This window comes from Achromobacter sp. 2789STDY5608621 (assembly GCF_001299375.1).
Classification (GTDB): domain Bacteria; phylum Pseudomonadota; class Gammaproteobacteria; order Burkholderiales; family Burkholderiaceae_B; genus Achromobacter; species Achromobacter insuavis.
Genome location: NZ_CYTU01000016.1, coordinates 92685 through 111390, shown reverse-complemented (window position 1 = coordinate 111390; position 18706 = coordinate 92685). Strand labels below are relative to the sequence as shown.

Annotated in this window: 15 protein-coding genes; 2 read left to right on the top strand and 13 right to left on the bottom strand. The window is 68.3% G+C overall.

Features of this window, described 5'->3' with window-relative positions; translation table 11 throughout:
* Positions 1–90: 90 nt before the first annotated feature.
* A complete protein-coding gene (acnA, locus tag AOZ53_RS17070; protein ID WP_054488617.1) occupies positions 91–2760 on the bottom strand; it encodes an aconitate hydratase AcnA in 2670 nt (889 codons plus the stop codon).
* A gap of 59 nt (positions 2761–2819) precedes the next feature.
* Positions 2820–3728, bottom strand: coding sequence for a methylisocitrate lyase (gene prpB, locus AOZ53_RS17065; RefSeq protein WP_054474351.1), 909 nt, complete (start codon positions 3726–3728; stop codon positions 2820–2822).
* Positions 3729–3905: 177 nt separating this feature from the next.
* On the opposite strand from prpB, the gene prpR reads away from it, so the two are divergent.
* Positions 3906–5849 (top strand): propionate catabolism operon regulatory protein PrpR, encoded by a 1944-nt coding sequence (prpR, locus tag AOZ53_RS17060; protein WP_082385662.1) that lies wholly within the window; start codon positions 3906–3908, stop codon positions 5847–5849.
* A gap of 70 nt (positions 5850–5919) precedes the next feature.
* Here the strand turns inward: prpR and AOZ53_RS17055 are convergent, their stop codons facing one another.
* From AOZ53_RS17055 to AOZ53_RS17010, 10 genes are all read right to left on the bottom strand, one after another.
* Complete coding sequence (locus AOZ53_RS17055) at positions 5920–6465, bottom strand: winged helix DNA-binding protein (RefSeq protein ID WP_054430442.1); 546 nt, start codon at positions 6463–6465, stop codon at positions 5920–5922.
* A 24-nt stretch (positions 6466–6489) separates the two neighbouring features.
* On the bottom strand, positions 6490–6852 hold the full coding sequence (locus AOZ53_RS17050; RefSeq protein ID WP_054430441.1) for a 2Fe-2S iron-sulfur cluster-binding protein: 363 nt from the start codon (positions 6850–6852) through the stop codon (positions 6490–6492).
* On the bottom strand, positions 6849–8573 hold the full coding sequence (locus AOZ53_RS17045; protein WP_054488615.1) for an FAD-binding protein: 1725 nt from the start codon (positions 8571–8573) through the stop codon (positions 6849–6851). Before AOZ53_RS17045 ends, AOZ53_RS17050 begins: the two co-directional genes overlap by 4 nt.
* Positions 8574–8591: 18 nt before the next feature.
* Positions 8592–9329, bottom strand: coding sequence for an ABC transporter ATP-binding protein (locus tag AOZ53_RS17040; protein WP_054474349.1), 738 nt, complete (start codon positions 9327–9329; stop codon positions 8592–8594).
* On the bottom strand, positions 9313–10182 hold the full coding sequence (locus tag AOZ53_RS17035) for an ABC transporter ATP-binding protein (protein ID WP_054488613.1): 870 nt from the start codon (positions 10180–10182) through the stop codon (positions 9313–9315). Before AOZ53_RS17035 ends, AOZ53_RS17040 begins: the two co-directional genes overlap by 17 nt.
* 1 nt (position 10183) lies before the next feature.
* Positions 10184–12064: an ABC transporter permease gene (locus tag AOZ53_RS17030; protein ID WP_054488611.1), complete on the bottom strand. Its 1881-nt coding sequence runs from the start codon at positions 12062–12064 to the stop codon at positions 10184–10186.
* Between the two features lie 75 nt (positions 12065–12139).
* Complete coding sequence (locus AOZ53_RS17025; RefSeq protein WP_054430436.1) at positions 12140–13261, bottom strand: ABC transporter substrate-binding protein; 1122 nt, start codon at positions 13259–13261, stop codon at positions 12140–12142.
* 70 nt (positions 13262–13331) lie between these two features.
* Entirely contained in the window at positions 13332–15113 is a 1782-nt protein-coding gene (locus AOZ53_RS17020; protein ID WP_054488609.1) for an ATP-binding response regulator, read from the bottom strand.
* A 267-nt stretch (positions 15114–15380) separates the two neighbouring features.
* Positions 15381–15716 carry a hypothetical protein gene (locus AOZ53_RS17015; protein WP_054430434.1) on the bottom strand — a complete coding sequence of 112 codons (336 nt, stop codon included), beginning with the start codon at positions 15714–15716 and terminating at the stop codon, positions 15381–15383.
* A 74-nt stretch (positions 15717–15790) separates the two neighbouring features.
* Entirely contained in the window at positions 15791–16168 is a 378-nt protein-coding gene (locus tag AOZ53_RS17010) for a hypothetical protein (protein ID WP_054474344.1), read from the bottom strand.
* A 440-nt stretch (positions 16169–16608) separates the two neighbouring features.
* On the opposite strand from AOZ53_RS17010, the gene AOZ53_RS17005 reads away from it, so the two are divergent.
* On the top strand, positions 16609–17220 hold the full coding sequence (locus AOZ53_RS17005; RefSeq protein WP_054488607.1) for a glutathione S-transferase: 612 nt from the start codon (positions 16609–16611) through the stop codon (positions 17218–17220).
* A gap of 155 nt (positions 17221–17375) precedes the next feature.
* Here AOZ53_RS17005 and AOZ53_RS17000 read toward each other — a convergent pair whose 3' ends face one another.
* Positions 17376–18653 (bottom strand): FAD-dependent oxidoreductase, encoded by a 1278-nt coding sequence (locus AOZ53_RS17000; protein WP_054474342.1) that lies wholly within the window; start codon positions 18651–18653, stop codon positions 17376–17378.
* Positions 18654–18706: the final 53 nt, after the last annotated feature.

The following is an 18706-nucleotide window of genomic DNA, read 5'->3' as shown; positions in this document are numbered from 1 at the left end:
CCGCCGCGAGCGCGAGGGCGTACAGGGGATACTTGAGTCGGTCGAACTTCATGTTGTCTCCTTGGTAGGGCGTGAGGCGCTGCCTCATCTTTATGGTTGTGAAGCGTGCTGCGAATCCTCCAGAGCCTGGCGCAGGACCGCGGGCAGGATGCCCCCGGCGCGCCAGATCTCCATCTCGTGCGCGTTGTCCAGGCGGCAGAGCAGGGCCAGCGTCCGCGGCGCACTGGCGCCGCGGATCAGGCACCGCGCCTCGCCCTGCGGCGCCAGGTCGGCCGGAATTTCAAGGTCGAACGTCTCGCTGCCGTCCAGGCCCAGCGTCAGGCGCGTGACGCCCGCGGGCAGCTGCAGCGGCAGGACGCCCATGTTCACCAGGTTGGAACGGTGGATGCGCTCGAAGCTCTCGGCGATCACCGCGCGCACGCCCAGCAGCCGCGTGCCTTTGGCGGCCCAGTCGCGCGACGAGCCGTTGCCGTAGTCCTTGCCCGCCACCACCACCACCGGCACGCCCGCGTCGCGGTAGCGCATGGCCGCGTCGTAGATCGGCTGGATCTCGCCATCGGGCTGGTGGCGGGTCAGGCCGGCCGGGCCTTGCGGCAGCAGTTCGTTGACCAGGGTCGGCTGCGCGAAGGTGGCGCGCATCATCACGCGGTGGTTGCCGCGGCGCGCCAGGTAGGTGTGCAGCGCATCGGCCGGCACGCCCAGCGACAGCAGGTAACGTCCGGCGCTCGACTCGGGCGGAATCTCGTTGGCGGGCGAGATATGGTCGGTGGTGACCGAGTCGCCCAGGATGAGCAGGGCGCGCGCGCCCTCGATGCGCACCGTGCCGGTCTGCAACGGCACGTCCAGATAGGGCGGCCGGCGCAGGTAGAGGCTGTCGGTGTCCCACGGATAGCAGGCGCCGCTGCCGCCAGGCAGGGCCTGCCAGGCCGGATCGCCCTCGAACACGTCGCGGTAGCGCTCGGTGAACATCATGGGCCGCACGTAGTCGGCCACCACGGCGTCGATCTCGGCGTCGCTGGGCCACAGGTCCGCCAGCATTACCGCCGTGCCGTCCGCGCGCCAGCCGACCGCTTCGCGTTGCAGGTCGCGCATGACCGTGCCGGCCAGCGCGTAGGCCACCACCATCGGCGGCGACACCAGGTAATTGGCGCGCGCCAGCGGATGGACGCGGCCGGGGAAGTTGCGGTTGCCCGACAGCACCGCCGCCACGCGCGGCGAGCCGTCGGCGATGCGCTGCTCCACCGCCGGCGACAATGAACCGGACAGACCGGCGCAGGTGGCGCAGCCGTAGCCGGCGGTGTGAAAGCCCACCGCGTCCAGCGCGGCCTGCAGCCCGCTGGCGCGCAGGTAGTCCGTCACCACGCGCGAGCCGGGCGTGAACGACGTCTTGGTCCACGCCGCGGGCCGCAACCCCAGCGCCTGCGCCTTGCGCGCCAGCAGCCCGGCGGCCACCAGCAGGCGCGGATTGGACGTGTTGGTGCAACTGGTGATCGCCGCCAGCACCACTGCGCCCTGCGGCAGGTCGGCATGCTCATGGCGGGGCAGCGCGGCGGTGGCCTTGGCGAAGGTCAGCGGCACTTCCTCCAGCGCCATGCGGTCCTGCGGCCGGCTGGGCCCGGCGGCCACGCGCGTGAACTGCGCCAGGTCGACCTCGACCAGCCGGCTGTAGCCGGGCCGCTCCTGCGTGCGCCAGAGCCCGGCGGCCTGCGCATAGCGCCGCACGCGTGCGATATGCGCCGCGTCACGGCCGGTGCGGGCCAGATAGGCCAGGGTCTCCTCGTCGACCGGAAAGTAGGCGCAGGTCGAGCCGTACTCGGGCGCCATGTTCGCCAGCGTGGCGCGGTCTTCCAGCGACAGCACGCCATCCAGCGCCTCGCCGGTGAACTCGACGAACTGCGCCACCACCTTGGCCTCGCGCAGGATGCGGGTCAGGTTGAGCACCAGATCGGTGGCGGTGACACCCGGCGCGGGCCGGTTGTACAGCCGCACGCCGATGACCTCGGGCGCGCGCAGCACCAGCGCGTCACCCAGCATCGCGGCCTCGGCCTCGATGCCGCCGACGCCCCAGCCCAGCACGCCCAGGGCGTTGACCATGGTGGTATGGCTGTCGGTGCCGACCAGGGTGTCCGGACAGGTCACCGCCGCGCCCTGCGCGGTGCGGCGCGTGGTCGCCACCTCGGCCAGGTATTCGATGTTGATCTGGTGCAGGATGCCCTTGCCGGGCGGCACCAGCCGCAGGTTGTCGAACGCGCCCTGGGCCCATTTCAGGAAGGTGTAGCGCTCGCGGTTCTGGCGGTATTCGCGCGCCTCGTTGGCCTGGCGCGCGCCGGCATGGCCGCCTTCCTCGGCGATCAGCGAATGATCGACGATCAGGTCGGTGGGAATCAGCGGATTGATGCGGCGCGGATCGCCGCCGCGCGCCTGCAGCGCATCGCGCATGGCGGCCAGGTCGATCAGGCTGGGAATGCCGCTGACGTCCTGCGCCAGCACCCGCGTCGGATGCAGCCAGACATCGGCGGGCGCATCCGGCGCCGGCGCGTCGGGGTGATAGGCCCGCAGCAGGGCCAGCGCATGCGGCCGGTGGCCGTGGATGGCGCTTTCATGCCGCAACGCGTTCTCGATCAGCACGCGCGCCACGTAGGGCAGGCGGCCGGCCTGCAGGCCGTGCTCGGCGGCGAAGGCCGGCACGCTGAAATGGCGGCCATACTCCGCGTCCGGGTCGTAGGCCTGCAGATAGGGATCTTGCTCGGGGGGCTGCACGATACGTCTGTCTCCGTTCCGTTGTCGCCGGGTCGGTGCCCGGCTGTCTTCATGGCGTGTCAGGCGGCCTTGTCAGCGTACAGCGCGTCCAGCCGCTCTTCATAGGCGAAATAGCCAATGCTTTCATAGAGTTCCATGCGCGTCTGCATCTGGTCGAGCACGCCGCGCTGGGTGCCGTCGCGGCGGATCGCCTCGTAGGTGCGCTGGGCCGCGCGGTTCATGGCGCGGAAGGCCGACAGCGGGTAGAGCACCATGCCGACCTGGGCGGCCGCCAGTTCCTGCACCGTCAGCAGCGGCGTCTGGCCGAATTCGGTGATGTTGGCCAGGATGGGCGCCGGCAACGCGCGGGCGAAATCGCGAAAGCCCTCCAGGTCATGCACCGCTTCGGGAAAGGCGATGTCGGCGCCGGCCTCGACGCAGGCGGACAGCCGGTCCAGCGCGCTCTGGCGGCCTTCGCTGGCCAGCGCATCGGTGCGGGCGATGATGACGAAGTGCGGATCGGTGCGGGCGTCGACGGCCGCCTTGATGCGGTCGACCATCTCCGGCAGGGTCACCACCTCCTTGTTGGGGCGATGGCCGCAACGCTTGGCGCCGGCCTGGTCCTCGATCTGCATGGCGGCGGCGCCCGCGGCGATCATCGAACGGGTGGTGCGCGCCACATTGAAGGCCGACGCGCCAAAGCCGGTGTCGACATCGACCACCAGGGGCAGGGGGCAGACTTCGGTGATGCGGCGCACGTCCGTCAGCACGTCCTCCAGGCCGACGATGCCCAGGTCGGGCACGCCCAGCGACCCCGCGGCCACGCCGCCGCCCGACAGGTAGATGGCGCGAAAGCCGGCCTGCCGCGCCAACAGCGCATGGTTGGCGTTGATGGCGCCGACCACCTGCAGGGGCTGCTCGGCCTGCATCGCCTTGCGCAGCCGCAGGCCGGCGCTGGCCGGCAGGTCGGGTTCGGGGGAAGTCATCATGGGGAGGCTCCGGGGTGGGAAAGGGCAGGGGAGTGATGACTTTCCATCAAGCAAGATGCATGCCAATCGCGCCTTCCCTGGGGCGGACGGCGGCGCGGCGGGGTAGGGTTTTCATAATTGAAATGCGGCCATCGCAATGATGAAATCCCCACTTCGACCTTCGCTCCCGATGCCGCCATGCTGACTGTCCCGACACCCGTGGAATCCGACCTGGCGGCGCTGCCGCGCATCTGGGCCGTGGGCGTGGCGCGCATCGCCCGCACCTTCGCCCAGATCCTGCCCAGTTACGCCCAGCGCGGCGAATTCAAGCTGATCGAAGCCGGTTTCGACGCCGCCGCCAGCGTCATCAACGAGGCCGCGCGCCAGGGCCGCGTCGACGTGGTGGTGGCGGCCGGCCTGAACGGCAGCTATCTGCGCCGCCACGTCACGGTGCCGGTGGTGCAGGTCAAGATCAGCGGTTTCGAGGTCATGAACGCGCTGGCCACGGCGCGCCGGATCTCGCCGCGCGTGGCCCTGCTGGGCCAGCACGCGCAGTATCCGGAGCTGCAGACCTTCATGCAGACCTTCGCCGTCGACATCCTGGTGCGCACCTACCGCGACCAGGACGACGCGCTGGCCCAGGCCAAGCAGCTCAAGGACGAAGGCATCGAGGTCCTGGTCGGTTCGGGCCTGATCGTCGACTACGCCGAGCGCATGGGGCTGGCCGGCGTGCTGGTGTATTCGCTGGCCACGGTGGCCGCGTGCATCGAGGACGCCATCGAAATCACCCGCCTGCAGCGCGTCGAGTCGGGCCGGCGCGACTACCTGAACGCGGTGCTGGCCAATCTCGACGAGGGCGTGGCCGCGGTCGACGCCGCCGGCCGCGTGCAGGCGCTCAATCCCGCCGTCGAACGCCTGCTGGGCATCACCGCCGCTGGCCTGGCCGGACGACGGCTGGAGGAGATATCGCCGGCGCTGTCGCTGGACGAGGTGCTGCGCAGCGGCAAGCGCGAAGCCGAATCGGTGCACCGGCTCGGCGGCAAGATGGTGGTGGTGAACCGGATTCCGCTGGCGACCGGGGCCGGCCTGTCGGGCGCGGTGCTGACCCTGCAGGAAGCCGGCGCCATCCACCGCGCCGACCGCAGCCTGCGCACCCGGGCCCGCACCCGCGTGCGCACCGTGCGCTACACGCTCGACGACCTGCACGGCCAGTCCGAGCCGCTGGCGAAGGCCCGCATGCTCGGCCTGCGCTACGCCCGCGTCGATTCGACGGTGCTGATCGGCGGCGAGAGCGGCACCGGCAAGGAAGTCATGGCCCAGGGCATCCACCAGGCCAGCGCGCGCCATCATTTCCCCTTCATCGCGGTCAACTGCGCCTCGCTGCCCGAAACCCTGCTGGAAAGCGAACTGTTCGGCTACGAGGACGGCGCCTTCAGCGGCGCGCGCCGCGGCGGCAAGCCCGGGCTGTTCGAGGCGGCCCACAATGGCACGCTGTTCCTGGACGAGATCGGCGACATGCCGCCGGCGCTGCAGATCCGCCTGCTGCGCGTGCTGCAGGAACGGCAGGTGATGCCCGTGGGCGGCAGCGAACCGGTGCCCGTCAACGTGCGCATCATGGCCGCCACCCATCGCGACCTGGCGGCCATGGTCGCGGCCGGCGCCTTCCGCCAAGACCTGTTCTTCCGCCTGAACATCCTGCGCATCGACATGCCGACGCTGCGCGAGCGGCGCGACGACATCTGGCTGCTGGCGCAGAACCTGTACCAGCGGGTGCGGCAGAACCTGGGCCTGGCCGGCGAGCCGCCGTTGCCCGACGCCTTGCGCGACGCGTTGCTGGCCTACGCCTGGCCCGGCAACATCCGCGAACTGGAAAACGTGCTGGAACGCCTGGCGGTGTTCCTGGCGGAGATGCCCGACACGCCGCCGGACGAACAGGTGCGGCGCATCGTGGCCGACGTGGCGCCGGAACTGACGCGACGCGCCGCCGAACTCGAACCGGGCGACCTGGCGACGCACGGCCGGCGCCAGCAGGCGGCCCACGTGCGCGAAGTGCTGGCGCGCTGCGGCGGCGATCGGCGCAAGGCCTGCGAGCAGCTGGGGATCAGCCCGACCACGCTGTGGCGCTGGTTGCGCACGGGCTGAGCAGCGCCCGGCCCCGCGCGCCGGGGCCGTCGACATCCACGCCGGTCCGGCCGGAAGGCGCGCGCCGCGCCTACAGCGACGACGCGGCGCGGGCGGCCTGGTCGTACAGGCCCGAGACGCTGCGCAGGCGGCGCGCGGCGTCGGCATGGGCCGCGCCGTCGGCCAGGTCGCCATCGATGGCGGCCAGCAGGCAGCGTCCGCGCACCACGCGGAAGGCCTCGATCAACGCCGACCCCTTGGCCGTGGTGCCATAGAGCACTTCCTTGCCCGCTTTCTCGCCCTGCACCAGGCCCAGCGCGGCGAGCTTCTTCAGCGCATAGCTGATGACATGGGTATCTTCGAAATTGAGGGTGAAGCAGATGTCGGCCAGCTTCTTGCCGCGCTGGCGGTGGTGCACGTGGTGCAGCACCAGGATGTCGTTGAAGCCCAGGTCCGGCTCGCCGGCCGCGGCCATGCAGCGCGCCACCCAGCGGCTGAAGGCGTTGTGGGCGATGATGAGGCCGAACTCCAGCTCGGACAATTCGGCATGCGGGCCGTTGGCCAGATGGGCCGAGGACAGGATGCGCACCGGTTCCAGGGCAGGGTTGCCGGCGGCATCGGGGAGGGTAGGGGTCATGGCGGGGTTCCGGGCAGGGCGGGATCAATCGTCTTCGCCGCCGGCGTCGGGAAACAGGCGTTCCTTGCCGGGCGAAATGTCGGTAATCAGGTCCCGCAGCAGGGGCTTGTTGAGCAGGGGGCCCACCTCGTAGCTGCGGCCGGGCTCGAGGCGGGCGGTACAGGCGTAGACCGTCTTGCCGTCCAGCCGCATCATGCATTCCTTGCAGGCATTGGCATTGATGCAGGCATAGCGGATACCGAGCGAGTTGTCGCAATGGCTGCGCACCCAGCGCAGGCCGTCGAGCAACGAGGCGGCGGCGTCGGCCGGCACCTCGAAGGCATCGACGCGGCCGGGAGGATCGCTGCGCTGGACGCGCAGCTGGACGATTGGGGCGGGGCGGGTCATGGCGTGGTCTCCTGAGCCAGGGGTTCGCGTTGCACGGGCTGGCTATCGAGCGTCCAGGCGCCGTCGTGCCAGGCAATGGTCTGGTTGCGGGTCCAGGCGTCGTCCTGCAGCGGGTAGTCCTCGCGCTGATGCGCGCCGCGGCTTTCCTGGCGCGCCAGCGCGCTGCGCGTCACGGCCTCGGCCACCAGCAGCATGTTGCCCAGGTCCAGCGCGTCCAGGCGCAGCGGGTCCTGCGGACCGCCGCCGGGCAGCGCGGCGCCGGCCCGGCGCCTGAGCGCGTCGATGTCCCGCAGCGCCTGCCGCAGGCCCGCCTCGTTGCGGAACGGGCCGACGTGCTGCTGCATCAGCGCCTGCAACGCATCGATCAGGGCGGCGTGGTTGGGCGAGGCCGCGTCCGGCGCGCCGCCAGCGAGCAAGCGCGCGATCCAGGGCGCGGCGGCGGCGCGCAGCGTGTCCGGCGGCAGGGGCGGGGCCGCGCGCGCCGCGTCCGCGGCCGAACGGCCGGCGCGCAGGCCAAACGCCACGGCCTCGGTGATGGCGTTGCCCGACAGGCGGTTGGCGCCATTGGCGCCGCCCACGGCCTCGCCGGCCGCGTACAGGCCGGGCACGTCGGTGGCCATGCCGGCGTCCACGCGGATGCCGCCCATGTGATAGTGGGCGATGGGCGCGACCTCCACCGGCTGTCGCGTGAGGTCGATGCCGGCCGCTTCCAGCCGCTTGATGATGGGGCCGAAGGCCGCCTTCAGCGTGTCCGGCGGCACGTGCTGGAAGCTCAGCCAGGCGCCGCCCGCCGGCGACCCGCGGCCGGCCTCCACCTCCTTGAGAATGGCGTAGGTGGCCGCGTCGCGGGTGGTGGTGTAGCGGCCGTCCTCGGTGCGGTTGCCGTAGCGCTCGACGAACTCCTCGCCCTCGGCGTTGAGCAGGCGGCCGCCCAGCTTGTAGCGGAACGGGTCCCACATGATGGGGTCGAAACCGACCAGGCGCGGGGCCAGGTGGCCGATGGGAAAGAACTGCACGAACTCCATGTCCAGCAGCCGGGCGCCGGCGCGCAGCGCCAGCGCCAGCCCGTCGCCACCCATGTTGAGCGATGCGCTGTTACGCCGGTAGAGCCGCGTCAGTCCGCCGGTGGCGATGACGACGGCGCCGGCCTGGATCAACACGGGCTTGCCGGTGGTCAGGTGCAGCGCCACGGCGCCATGCACGCGCCCGCCATGCCGGAGCAGGTCGACGACCGCCAGATCGCCCACCCGATGGATTTCCGGACGGCGCGCCACCTGGGCCCGCAGCACCTTGGCCAGCGCCGGTCCGGTATTGAGGAAATCCACGTAGACGCAGCGCGGCCGGTCATGGCCGGGCGCCTGCACCTGGGTCAGGTGGCCATCGGCCTGGGCCCAGCCCGCGCCCCAGTCCTGCAACTGGCGGATGGCCGCCACGCCGTCCTCGCACAAAATGCGCGCGAGCGTCTCGTCGCACAGGCCGCGGCCGGCGGCCAGCGTGTCGCGCCAATGATGGGTCCAGTGGTCGGGCGTCTGTTCGCCGAGCGCCGCGGCGACGGTCATCTGCGCCATGATGGTGGCCCCGCCGCGGCCGATCAGGCTGCGGTCGGCCAGCATGACGCGGCGGCCTGCGCCGGCGGCGGCGATGGCCGCGCTCATGCCGGCGCCGCCCGCGCCGATGACCAGGACGTCGGTGTCGAAGCAATGATAGGTATCGTCGTTCATGATGAGGGGATAGGGGTGTCAGGCGGCGCCCAGGTAGGCTCTCTGGACGGCGGGGTCGGCGGCCAGGTCGGCCGCGTCGCCTGCCAAGACGACATGGCCGTGCTGCAGCACATAGGCGCGGTCGGCCAGTTCCAGCGCGATGCGGGCGTTCTGCTCGACCAGCAGGATGGTCTGTCCGGCCGCCTTCCAGCGGAACAGCACGTCGTAGACCGTGTCCACGAAACGCGGCGACAGGCCCATGGACGGTTCGTCGATGCAGACCAGGCGGCCGCGCCGCAGCCAGGCCCGGCCCAGCGCCAGCATCTGCTGTTCGCCGCCCGACAAGGTGCCGGCCGCCTGCGCACGGCGTTCGGCCAGGCGCGGAAACACCTCGAACACTTCGGCCAGGTCCTGCGCGATGGCGGCCTTTTCCTTGCGCCGCGGATAGGCGCCCAGCAGCAGGTTTTCTTCCACCGACATCGCGGGAAAGACCCGGCGGCCCTCGGGCACGCTGGCCAGGCCCAGGTCGATGACGTCGGCGGGGCGCCGGCCGTGGATCTCGCGGCCATCGAGGCGGATGCGGCCGCGGGTCGGCGACACCAGGCCCAGCACCGACTTGAGCGTGGTCGATTTGCCCGAGGCGTTGCCGCCGAGCACGGAGACGACCTCGCCGGCATGCACCGCGAGGCTGACGCCATAGAGCGCCTGCACGGCGCCGTAATGCACGTCGATGGCGTCAATGGACAAGAGGGGAGTGGAGTCAGCCAAGATGGGCATCCGATTCGACGGGGCGCGCGCGGGTGCGCCCCAGATAAGCTTCGACCACCTCGGGCTGTTCCAGCGCATGCGCCGGCTCGCCGGTGACCAGGATGCGGCCCTGGTTGAGCACGATGACGTGGTCGGCAATGCGCCTGACCAGCGACAGCTTGTGCTCGACCACCAGAATGCCGAGCTCCGGCTGCTCGGCCCGCAAGGCCAGCAGGATGTCGGTGAGTTCCAGCGTTTCGCTGGGATTCATCCCCGCGGCCGGTTCATCCAGCAGCAGATAGCGCGGCCGAGCGGCCAGCACGCGGGCGATCTCTAGGCGGCGCCGGTTGGCATAGGAAAGGCTGAACGCCGGCTGGTGGCGGCGCGGCCACAGGCGGTCGCCAAAGCGCTTGAGCGCGGCTTCGGCCAGGGCATCGGCCTGCGCGCGCAGCGCCCGCCAGCCGGGCAGCAGGCCCAGTTCGCCCAGCACCTCGGCCAGCGGATTGCGCAGCCGCCCGCTTGAGGTGGCCAGCAACCGCGCCTGCGTGCCCAGCCGCACGCTGTCCCAGACCGTCAGCGCGGGAAAGACGCGCGAAGTCTGGAAACTGCGGCCCAGGCCGAGCCGGGCGATGCGTTCCGGCGCCAGGCCATCGATGCGGCGGCCATCGAGCCAGACCCGGCCGCCGCTGGGCTTTTCGATACCGCTGAGCAACTGGATCAGGGTGGATTTGCCGGCGCCGTTGGGGCCGACCAGCGCCACGGTCGCGCCGCGATCGAGCGTGAAGCTCACCTCATCGACCGCCTTCACGCCGCTGAAGTGGCGGCTGAGTCCGTCCACGACCAGGCCGTCGCGGGGGAGCAGGGGAGTGTGATGGGCCGTCATCTCAACGCGCTCCCAGCAGGCCGTGCGGACGCAGCCGCAGCATGAGCAGCAGCGCCAGGCCGTAGACGATCATGCGCCACTCGGCGAAAAAGCGCAGCAGTTCGGGCAGGAGCGTCAGCGCAAACCCCGCCAACGCCGCGCCGGTCAGGTTGCCCAGGCCGCCGAGCACGGCCAGCGTCAGCAACAGGATCGAACCGCTGACGGTGAAGCTCTCCGGGCTGACCACGCTCTGCACATAGGCGAACAGGCCGCCCGCGGCGCCGGCCAGCGCGCCCGACAGCGCGAAACCCAGCAGGATGTAGCGCCGCACCGGCAGGCCGGCGGCGTGCGCGGCCAGGCGGTCTTCACGGATGCCGCGCCAGACCCGCCCGATGTCGGCGTTCAGCAGCCGCTGCGCCAGCGCCAGCGCCACCGCGCTGACCGCCGCGATCAGCCAATACTTCTGCGACAGGCTGGACAGCACCGCATCGCCCCAGGCCGCCAGGCGCGGCGCGGGAATGCCGATGAAGCCCATCGGCCCGCGCGTGACGTCCAGCCAGGTCATGAAGACCAGATAGCCGATCTGGCCCACGGCCAGCGTGCCCAGCGCGGCGGTGTGCCCGCCCAGCTTGAGCAACGGCAAGGCCGCGACCACGGCGATCAGCGCCGTGACCGCGGCGGCGCCCAGCAGCGCGGCCTCGGCCGGCCAGCCATGATTGCGCGCCAGGATGCCCACCGCATAGGCGCCCACGCCGTAGAACGCCAGGTGGCCGATCGACAGGATGCCCAGCGCGCCCGAGACCAGGGTGACGCTGGCCACCAGCAAGGCGAAGATCATGGCGTAGGCGAAGGCCTGCAGCACGTAGCCGCTTTGGGTGGCCAGCGGCAGCAGGGCCAGGATCGCGCCCGCCGCCAGGAAGCCCCACGGCGGCATTTCGATTGCCTTGACCGCCTTGCGCTGGCTCGACGACGAGGCCAGCACGCTGGTACTGGGCATCGCGCCGCCCGCGCCGCCGGCGCCGCCCAGGGCATCCAGGCGCCGGTCGCCCAGCAGACCCTGCGGCCGGAACACCAGGAACACCAGCACCAGCGTGTAGGCCACCAGGTCGCGATAGCCTTCGCCGACATAAGCGCTGGCCAGCGTCTCCACCACGCCCAGCAGCAGGCCGCCCAGCACCGCGCCCGGCGTGCTGCTCAGGCCGCCCAGCAGCGCGGCGGCGAAGCCCTTCAGGCCGTACGGCAGGCCCATCTGCGGAAACACGCTCTTGAAATACAGCGCCACCAGGATGCCGGACAACGCGCCCAGCGCGCCGGCCAGGCCGAAGGCCATCTGCTTGACCTGGGTGGTGCGTATGCCCAGTTGCGCCGCCGCGTCGCGGTCCTGCGCGGTGGCGCGCAGGGTGCGGCCCAGCCAGGAGTGCGACAGGAAGCGTGACAGCCCCAGCACGGCCAACGCGCCGAAGCCGAAGATCAGCAGATCCGTGCTGGTGATGTAGGCCGAGCCGAAAAAGAAGGTCGCCTCTTCAAACGGCAGCGGAAACGCCTGGCCTTCGGGCGACCAGAGGATCTCGGCCAGCTGTTCGATGATGAGGCTGATCGCCAGGGTCGACAGCACCGGCGCGATATAGGGCGCGTTCTCCAGCGGGCGCAGCGCCAGCCGTTCCAGCAGCATGCCCAGCACCGTGACCGCGCAGAGCGAGAGCAGGGCGGCCGGCACCAGCGGCAGGCGCAGCAGCGTCATCGCGCTGAACGCGATGAAGGCGCCCAGCATGAACAGGGCGCCCTGCGCGAAATTGATGAGGTTGGAAACGCCGAAGACCAGCGAAAAGCCCAGCGCGATCAGGGCATAGACCTGGCCGATGGCCAGGCCGTTGACGATCTGGCTGGCAAAGAGTTCTAGCATGCCAAGTAATCCAGGAAAATGACGGCATCGGCCGGGCGCTCAGGCCCGGCCGATGCCAGGGTGGCGGCGGCGCGGTCAGTCCTTGAGCAGCTGGAAGACGCCGTTGCGCACCACGAGGAAGGTCGGCGCCTTCTTCACGTTGCCGTTTTCGTATTTGGTCTCGCCGGTCACGCCTTCATAGGCCGGGCCATTGGCCAGCGCGTCGCGCACGGCCTGGCCGGTCAGCGGCTGGCCCGACTCGACCACCCGGCGGATCGCGGCCACGCCCACGCCGGCGGCGTCATAGGCCAGCGCCGCGAACTGGTCGGGCAGCTTGTTGTACCTGGCCTGGTAAGCGTCCACGAAAGCCTTCCTGGACGGATCGCCGGCAAAGAAAATGCTGTGCACCACCACGCCCTCGGCCGCCTTGCCGGCAAGCTCGATGAACTTGGGCGACGTCAGCGGAATGCCGCCGCCGGCCGGGATGTCCACGCCCGCCTGGCGCAACTGCTGCAGGAAGATCGAGGCTTCCTGATACGGCAGCGCCACGAACACGCCGTCGGGCTTGGCGGCCTTGATCTTGCTGATCAACGGACGGAAATCCTTGGAGCCGGGCAACACCGCCTCGGTCAGCAGCACCTGGCCGCCGTCCTTTTCGATGGCCGCCTTGGTGGCCTTGACCGTGAACACGCCCCAATCGTCCTGCGAGTACGGGATGACGATGCGGTTGGCCTTGAGCTGCTTGTGGATCGTATCGGCGTTGTACTGGGCCAGCACGTCGTCGGTATTGTTCTGGCGGAACTGGAAGGGACTCTGGCGGCTGTAATCCGGATGCGACGACGTCGGGCTGATCTGGGGGATCCGGGCTTCGGCGAAGATCGGCGCGGCGGCCAGCGAGGCCGTGGTCGACCAGGAGCCGATGGCCAGCACCACGCCCGGCGTGGCCACGATCTTGCGCGCCACGGTGGCGGCTTCCTGCGGTGAATTGCGGTCGTCTTCGACGATCAGCTTGAGCGGGCGGCCGCCAATGCCGCCATCGGCGTTGACGCGGTCCAGGTAGAGTTCGACGGCGTTCTTGAAGCTGGCGCCGTATTCGGCGAAATTGCCCGACAGGTGCGAGAAGAAGCCGACGTTGATGGGGTCGGCGGCCAGCGCGGGCGCGGTCAGCGCGGCGCTGGCGGCAAGGGCGGCGACAAGCCGTTTGGCGGAGAGGAACATGGTGATGCCTTGAATGGGGTAACGAACCGGCATCCTAAGAAATCGTCAGCGTTTTCTCCACGATTTATTGTTAATAAGCAAAGGTGTTTGGCGCATGACGCCGGATAGCACTTGACATCGCATCTTTCAATGTTGTGATGTCGAGCGGCTTGTGCAGCACTGTGAAGCCGCTGGCGTTGGCTTCGCTAATGCCTTGCGGCGAAGTGTCGCCGGTAATGATGATGGCTGGAACGTCGAATCCGATGGCCTTGCGCACGGCATGCACCACGTCAATGCCGGTGGTTTCCGTGGCCAGCCGGAAGTCCGTCACGATTAGCTGCGGGATGGCATTGTCCAGTTCCCTTGATGCCTGTTCCAATGAACGCGCTGCGATGACCGCATATCCCCAACTGGTCAGCAGTACCGCCATGCCATCGAGCACTTGTTTATCGTCATCGACCACCAGAACCGTGTGTTTTCCATCGGCTTTACGTAGCGAATTCATCTGAACCGATGGGCCCTCTGCAATGGCGGGTTCGTCTCGATGCGGAACGCGCACTGTGAAGCAGGATCCTTTGCCATAGACCGAACGCAAGCGCAGCTCGGCGCCGATCAGATCGGCGGTTCTCTTGACGATAGCGAGCCCTAGTCCCAGGCCGTGTTCCCGATCGCGGACTATGTTTTCGACCTGGTAGAACTCCTGGAAGATACTGTCGAAATGATCCTCGGCGATGCCGATGCCGGTGTCCAGTACGCAGATATCCAGTGCGTCCCGTCGACGGCGGCATGCCAGCAGGATCTTGCCGTGCGCCGTGTAGCGCACCGCATTGGAAAGGAGATTCGAGAGAATATTCTGCAGCAGAATCGGATCCGTATCGGGTCGGACGCTGGTACGTCGTATCTTCAGCTCGAGGCCCTTGGAAGCGGCGGACTGGGTGTACTGGTTGGCCAATGAATCGAAGGTTTCCTGCAAACGGAAACGGCGCCTTTCCACCTGGATCACGCCGGCGTCCAGGCGAGAGACATCCAGCAGCACGTCAAGTAGCCGCGACATACCCGTCAGTGCCGATTGCAGCCGCTCCGCCAATGTCTCGATGGTGGCGCGCTCGATTTTCGAGGCTTGCGCCGCCATGCGCATCGTCTCGATGTACAGGCCGAGCGCATGCACGGGTTGGCGCAGGTCATGGCTGGCCGCTGCCAGGAATTGAGACTTGCTGCGGTTTGCCTGCTCGGCGCGATCTTTCTCTTCGGTCAGTTGACGGACCAGCGCCGCGTTCTCGAAACGCAGCCTGATGGCATCGGACAGCGTGCGCTGCATCACCTTGCAGTAGGCCAGGTTCACGCCCAGCAAGAACAGCGACAGCACGCCCAACACGGTGAACAACGGCGTGCCGTGCGCAAACGAGCGTAGCGCGAAGGGCAGCACGGTGAGCAGGGCAAAGAGGTAGTACGCCGGCCAGAACGCTGACAGCGAGGCCACCGAGCCGCCTGTCATCCCGGCCAGCACAATGCAGATATACACCGTGACGATGGTGTTTTCGGGTTCGAAAAACAACGGCCCCATTGCACCCCATAGACAACCCGATACCGTCACCCAGAATACGTACTGGCGGCAGCGCCGGGAGGTGGCTTCGGGGTTATGCGGGCCGGAGCGTCTGTCCTTCCAGACAACAACAACGCGTAGTGCGGTGAGCAGGTAGACTGCCGCCGCCCATCCCAGCAACAGCTCGCGCCCGACCTCGTGCCACAGCAAGAACACCGTCAGGCCGGCAACGGCGATGTTGCCCAGGAAGATCGGAGGCGATTGCCGGTACAAGGTATTGACCAGTTCTTGGTAAACCGCCCGATTCTCGATCGGAAGCAAGTTTGTCATGGCTACTTTTCGCTAGGGGATCAATGCGGAGGCAGACGATATTCGACGCGCGAGCCAGGGCGTGATGCAATCAGGCCTCGGCGTCATTCCGGTTGAGCTTGCAGATGTCGACCGGGGTCTAGATCGTAGTGGCGCGCTCGCCGACGCCAGCAACAACGCCCACAGCACGCCATGGGCGTGCCAGGACTTGAGCGCGAGGGTCGGGCCCGGGCGGGGGGAGATCACCATGGCCGGATTCTAAGGAATCGCGGCCCGCCGCTGCGGAACCTATTTGATCTTGCTGCAGCGGAAGGCTTCGATGCCTTTTTCCACGTAATGCGGTTCGCGCGCGCAGGCCGCGCGCATGGCCTGGTTGGCAAGGCTCATGAGATTGGCGGCGTTGGTCATGGCTTCCAGGCCGTCCGGACCGGGACCGATCTTGTCATAGCGTTCTTTGTACTCGTTGGCCTGCTTGCTGTACGCATAGGCGCGCATCACGTCGGTATAGGCGATGGCGCGCGAGATGTCGCCGGCGCTGGGCTTTTTTTCCGCGGCGAGGGCCGGGCCGGCCAGCAAGCACAGGGCGAGCAGGGGAGTGAGGGTGGCTTTTTTCATGGTAGTCATCAGGATTTCTAGAGCGGGTTATCCGAGAGGCCGCGGGCCGGCGGGACGCGTGCCCGATCCGCGGCGCTTTGCCATCACCACATCTTGCATGTCGTACCGTTGTTGACCAGCTCGCCGCCGACCACGATGCCCTTTTCGTCGACATGGAGCATGGTGTAGCAGCTCGCGATGCCCGAGCGGCGCTCGTAGATGGTGCCGCCGTTCATACCGTAGCTAAAGCTGCCGACGGGTTGGTCCCATGAGACTTCACCGGAGGTCTGCCATTGGTAGACCAATTGTCCGATCGGCAAGTCTTCGCTGGCGTAGACGCGGTCGGGAATGCCCCATTCGGTCACGATGTCGTTCACGGGCTTGCCCTTGTGGCGCATCATGGCCACGTCCCAAGTCGTGCAGGCGCTCAACATGGCGCCACACAGGCAGGCCAGCAGGGCCTTGAAAAAACTGAATCGCACGTTTGTTTTCCTTATTCAGATGCTTGACAGGTTCCCTACGCGCCGCATCATGCCAGCGGCTCGAGGAGATGGCGAGAGGGGGTGTGGCGCGTATTCCACACCCCGCGCGCAACGGCGCCGGTGCGATAAAACAGCTTTGCCGGGGTTCCCACGGGGCAAGGTTCGGAAAAAGCGCGGCTTCGTCATAGGGCGATGTCGGGACGAGATGCGAACGATCGATTCAACGGCCACGGCAACGCCTTTGCGGGGCTGAATTGAATTATTTGATTTTGTTACACGCATCAAGCCGGGGAACGAAGCCGATGGGGACTTCAGCATTCTTCAGGCGCGCAACGAAAGCAGGGAGTGCGCGGCGACCTGGCGCATCGCGGTGCTGACATGCGATGATGCCTTCCGCCCATTCCCAAGGGCGGCCAGGCTGTCAACCACTCGGAGAAAACGTGAAGCTCATCGGCATGCTGGATTCCCCCTACGTACGGCGCAGCGCCATATCGCTGCACCTGCTCGGCGTCGATTTCGATCACATGCCGCTATCCGTATTCAGCACCTTTGACGAATTCAAGGCCATCAATCCGGTCGTCAAGGCGCCCACGCTGGTGCTGGACGATGGCACGGTACTGATGGATTCCACGCTCATCATCGACTACGCCGAACATGCCAGCGGACGCACGCTCATGCCGGATTCCCTCGAGCAGCGGCGCCAGGCCACGGCCGTCATCGGACTGGCATTGGCGGCGTGCGAGAAGACGGTGCAGATCGTCTATGAACGCAATCTGCGTCCGGCCGAGAAGCAGCACGAGCCCTGGGTGACACGCGTGCAGGGGCAGCTGGACGCGGCCTACGCGGCGCTTGAGGCCGCCTTGCAGCAGACATGGACGCCGGCGCAGCCCTTGAAGAAAGTCGGCCAGTTCGCCGTGACGGCGGCGGTCCCGTGGCGTTTCACGCAGGCCTTGCTGCCAGGAACCATCCAGCCCCAGCTGCATCCCGGACTGGCGCAACTGTCGGCACAGGCGGAAGCCTTGCCCGCATTCCAGGCATTTCCGCACGCGTAGATTGCTTGGGAGACGGCCAGGCGAGGCAGGCCGGCCATCTCCCTGTCCGAATTACGCATAATGTATATTATGTAAAGTAAAGAATTGACTCGCCAGGGGCCGACCGCCCCTGACAATCCCGGATCCAGGCCATCCCGATCCAGAACATTCCTGCTTCAGGCTCCGCAACCCGCCCCGTCGTTCGCACGCGGCAATCGCGCCCCGCACACACCGGTCTCTGGAAGCGCCAGCGCCACGCGTTCCGCCGCGTCCCGATCACCGGCCAGCGCGGCAACGACGGACCGGACCTGTTCATAGCCGGTCCGCAGCAGGAATGTGGGCGCTCTGCCGTAGCTCTTCATCCCGACCACGAACACGCCTTCCTCCGGATGCGCGAGTTCGGCGGCGCCGTGCGGCCTCACCGTGCCGCAGCTGTGCACGTTGGGATCGATCAGCGGCGCCAGACGCACCGGGCTTTCCGTGGCCGGGTCCAGTTCCAGCCGAAGCTCCGCCAGCAATCGGAGGTCCGGACGGAATCCCGTCGCCACGATGACTTCGTCGACGGCCGGCAGCGTCGTTGCGCCGCTGTGCACCAGCAGCCCGTCGGATGAGCGGCTCACCCGGTCGACATTGACGGCCGTCAGAAGTGTGATCCGACCTTCGGCCAGCCGTTGCTGGATTGCCCTGCCCAGCTTGCCGCGTTCCGCCAGCTGGTCGTTCTCCCCTCCTCCAAAAACGCGATCGAGAGAAACGCCGCGGATGGCCCACCAGATCCGCGTGCCTGGCGCCTGGCCGGCCAGTTCCACCAGATCCTGAAGGGCATTGAACGCGGAATGTCCGCCGCCCAGCACCAGCACGCGGCGCTCGGCGTAGCGCTGGCGGGCCGTTCCCAGGATCTCGGGAACGCCATAGGCGATCTGTGCGGCCGCCGCCTCTTCGCCGAGGGCCGGGATACCGTGGGCGCCCATCCAGTTCGGCGTGGCGTAAGTGCCGGATGCATCGATGACCGCCCGCGCCAGGAAATCCCGTTCGCCCTCGGGCCCCTGGACCCGCAGCAGAAACGGCGCGGCCGCGCGGTCCGAACTTCTCATGACATCATGACCGGTCCGCGAGACAGCCATCACGCGGTGACGGGTCTTCAGGCAACGCTTGATCTGCGCGACCTCGGACAGCGGCAGCAGGTAGCGCGCCAGCAAGTCCCGCCCGGTGGGATACGCGTCGCCGGGCGGAGCGACCCAGCCGGTCCGCGCCAACAGCGCGGCGGCCGCCTTGTCGATGTTGAAGCTCCACGGTGAGAACATCCGGACATGGCCCCAATGGCGCAAGCTCGTTCCGACCTGGTCTCCCGCTTCGAAGACGATAGGCGTCATCCCCCTGGCCAGCGCCTGCGCGGCGGCGCTCAGCCCGACAGGGCCCGCTCCGATGATTGCAATGGGAAGGTCGTTTTGGCGCATTTCAGGTACCTCTTTTCACGTGGTGGGAGCACGGTTGATCCCGTATTAATTGG

Coding starts and splice junctions, on each gene's coding strand:
- prpB (WP_054474351.1), bottom strand. CDS start 3,728: ATGATGACTTCCCCCGAACCCGACCTGCCGGCCAGCGCCGGCCTGCGG.
- prpR (WP_082385662.1), top strand. CDS start 3,906: ATGCTGACTGTCCCGACACCCGTGGAATCCGACCTGGCGGCGCTGCCG.
- AOZ53_RS17055 (WP_054430442.1), bottom strand. CDS start 6,465: ATGACCCCTACCCTCCCCGATGCCGCCGGCAACCCTGCCCTGGAACCG.
- AOZ53_RS17050 (WP_054430441.1), bottom strand. CDS start 6,852: ATGACCCGCCCCGCCCCAATCGTCCAGCTGCGCGTCCAGCGCAGCGAT.
- AOZ53_RS17045 (WP_054488615.1), bottom strand. CDS start 8,573: ATGAACGACGATACCTATCATTGCTTCGACACCGACGTCCTGGTCATC.
- AOZ53_RS17040 (WP_054474349.1), bottom strand. CDS start 9,329: ATGCCCATCTTGGCTGACTCCACTCCCCTCTTGTCCATTGACGCCATC.
- AOZ53_RS17035 (WP_054488613.1), bottom strand. CDS start 10,182: ATGACGGCCCATCACACTCCCCTGCTCCCCCGCGACGGCCTGGTCGTG.
- AOZ53_RS17030 (WP_054488611.1), bottom strand. CDS start 12,064: ATGCTAGAACTCTTTGCCAGCCAGATCGTCAACGGCCTGGCCATCGGC.
- AOZ53_RS17025 (WP_054430436.1), bottom strand. CDS start 13,261: ATGTTCCTCTCCGCCAAACGGCTTGTCGCCGCCCTTGCCGCCAGCGCC.
- AOZ53_RS17020 (WP_054488609.1), bottom strand. CDS start 15,113: ATGACAAACTTGCTTCCGATCGAGAATCGGGCGGTTTACCAAGAACTG.
- AOZ53_RS17015 (WP_054430434.1), bottom strand. CDS start 15,716: ATGACTACCATGAAAAAAGCCACCCTCACTCCCCTGCTCGCCCTGTGC.
- AOZ53_RS17000 (WP_054474342.1), bottom strand. CDS start 18,653: ATGCGCCAAAACGACCTTCCCATTGCAATCATCGGAGCGGGCCCTGTC.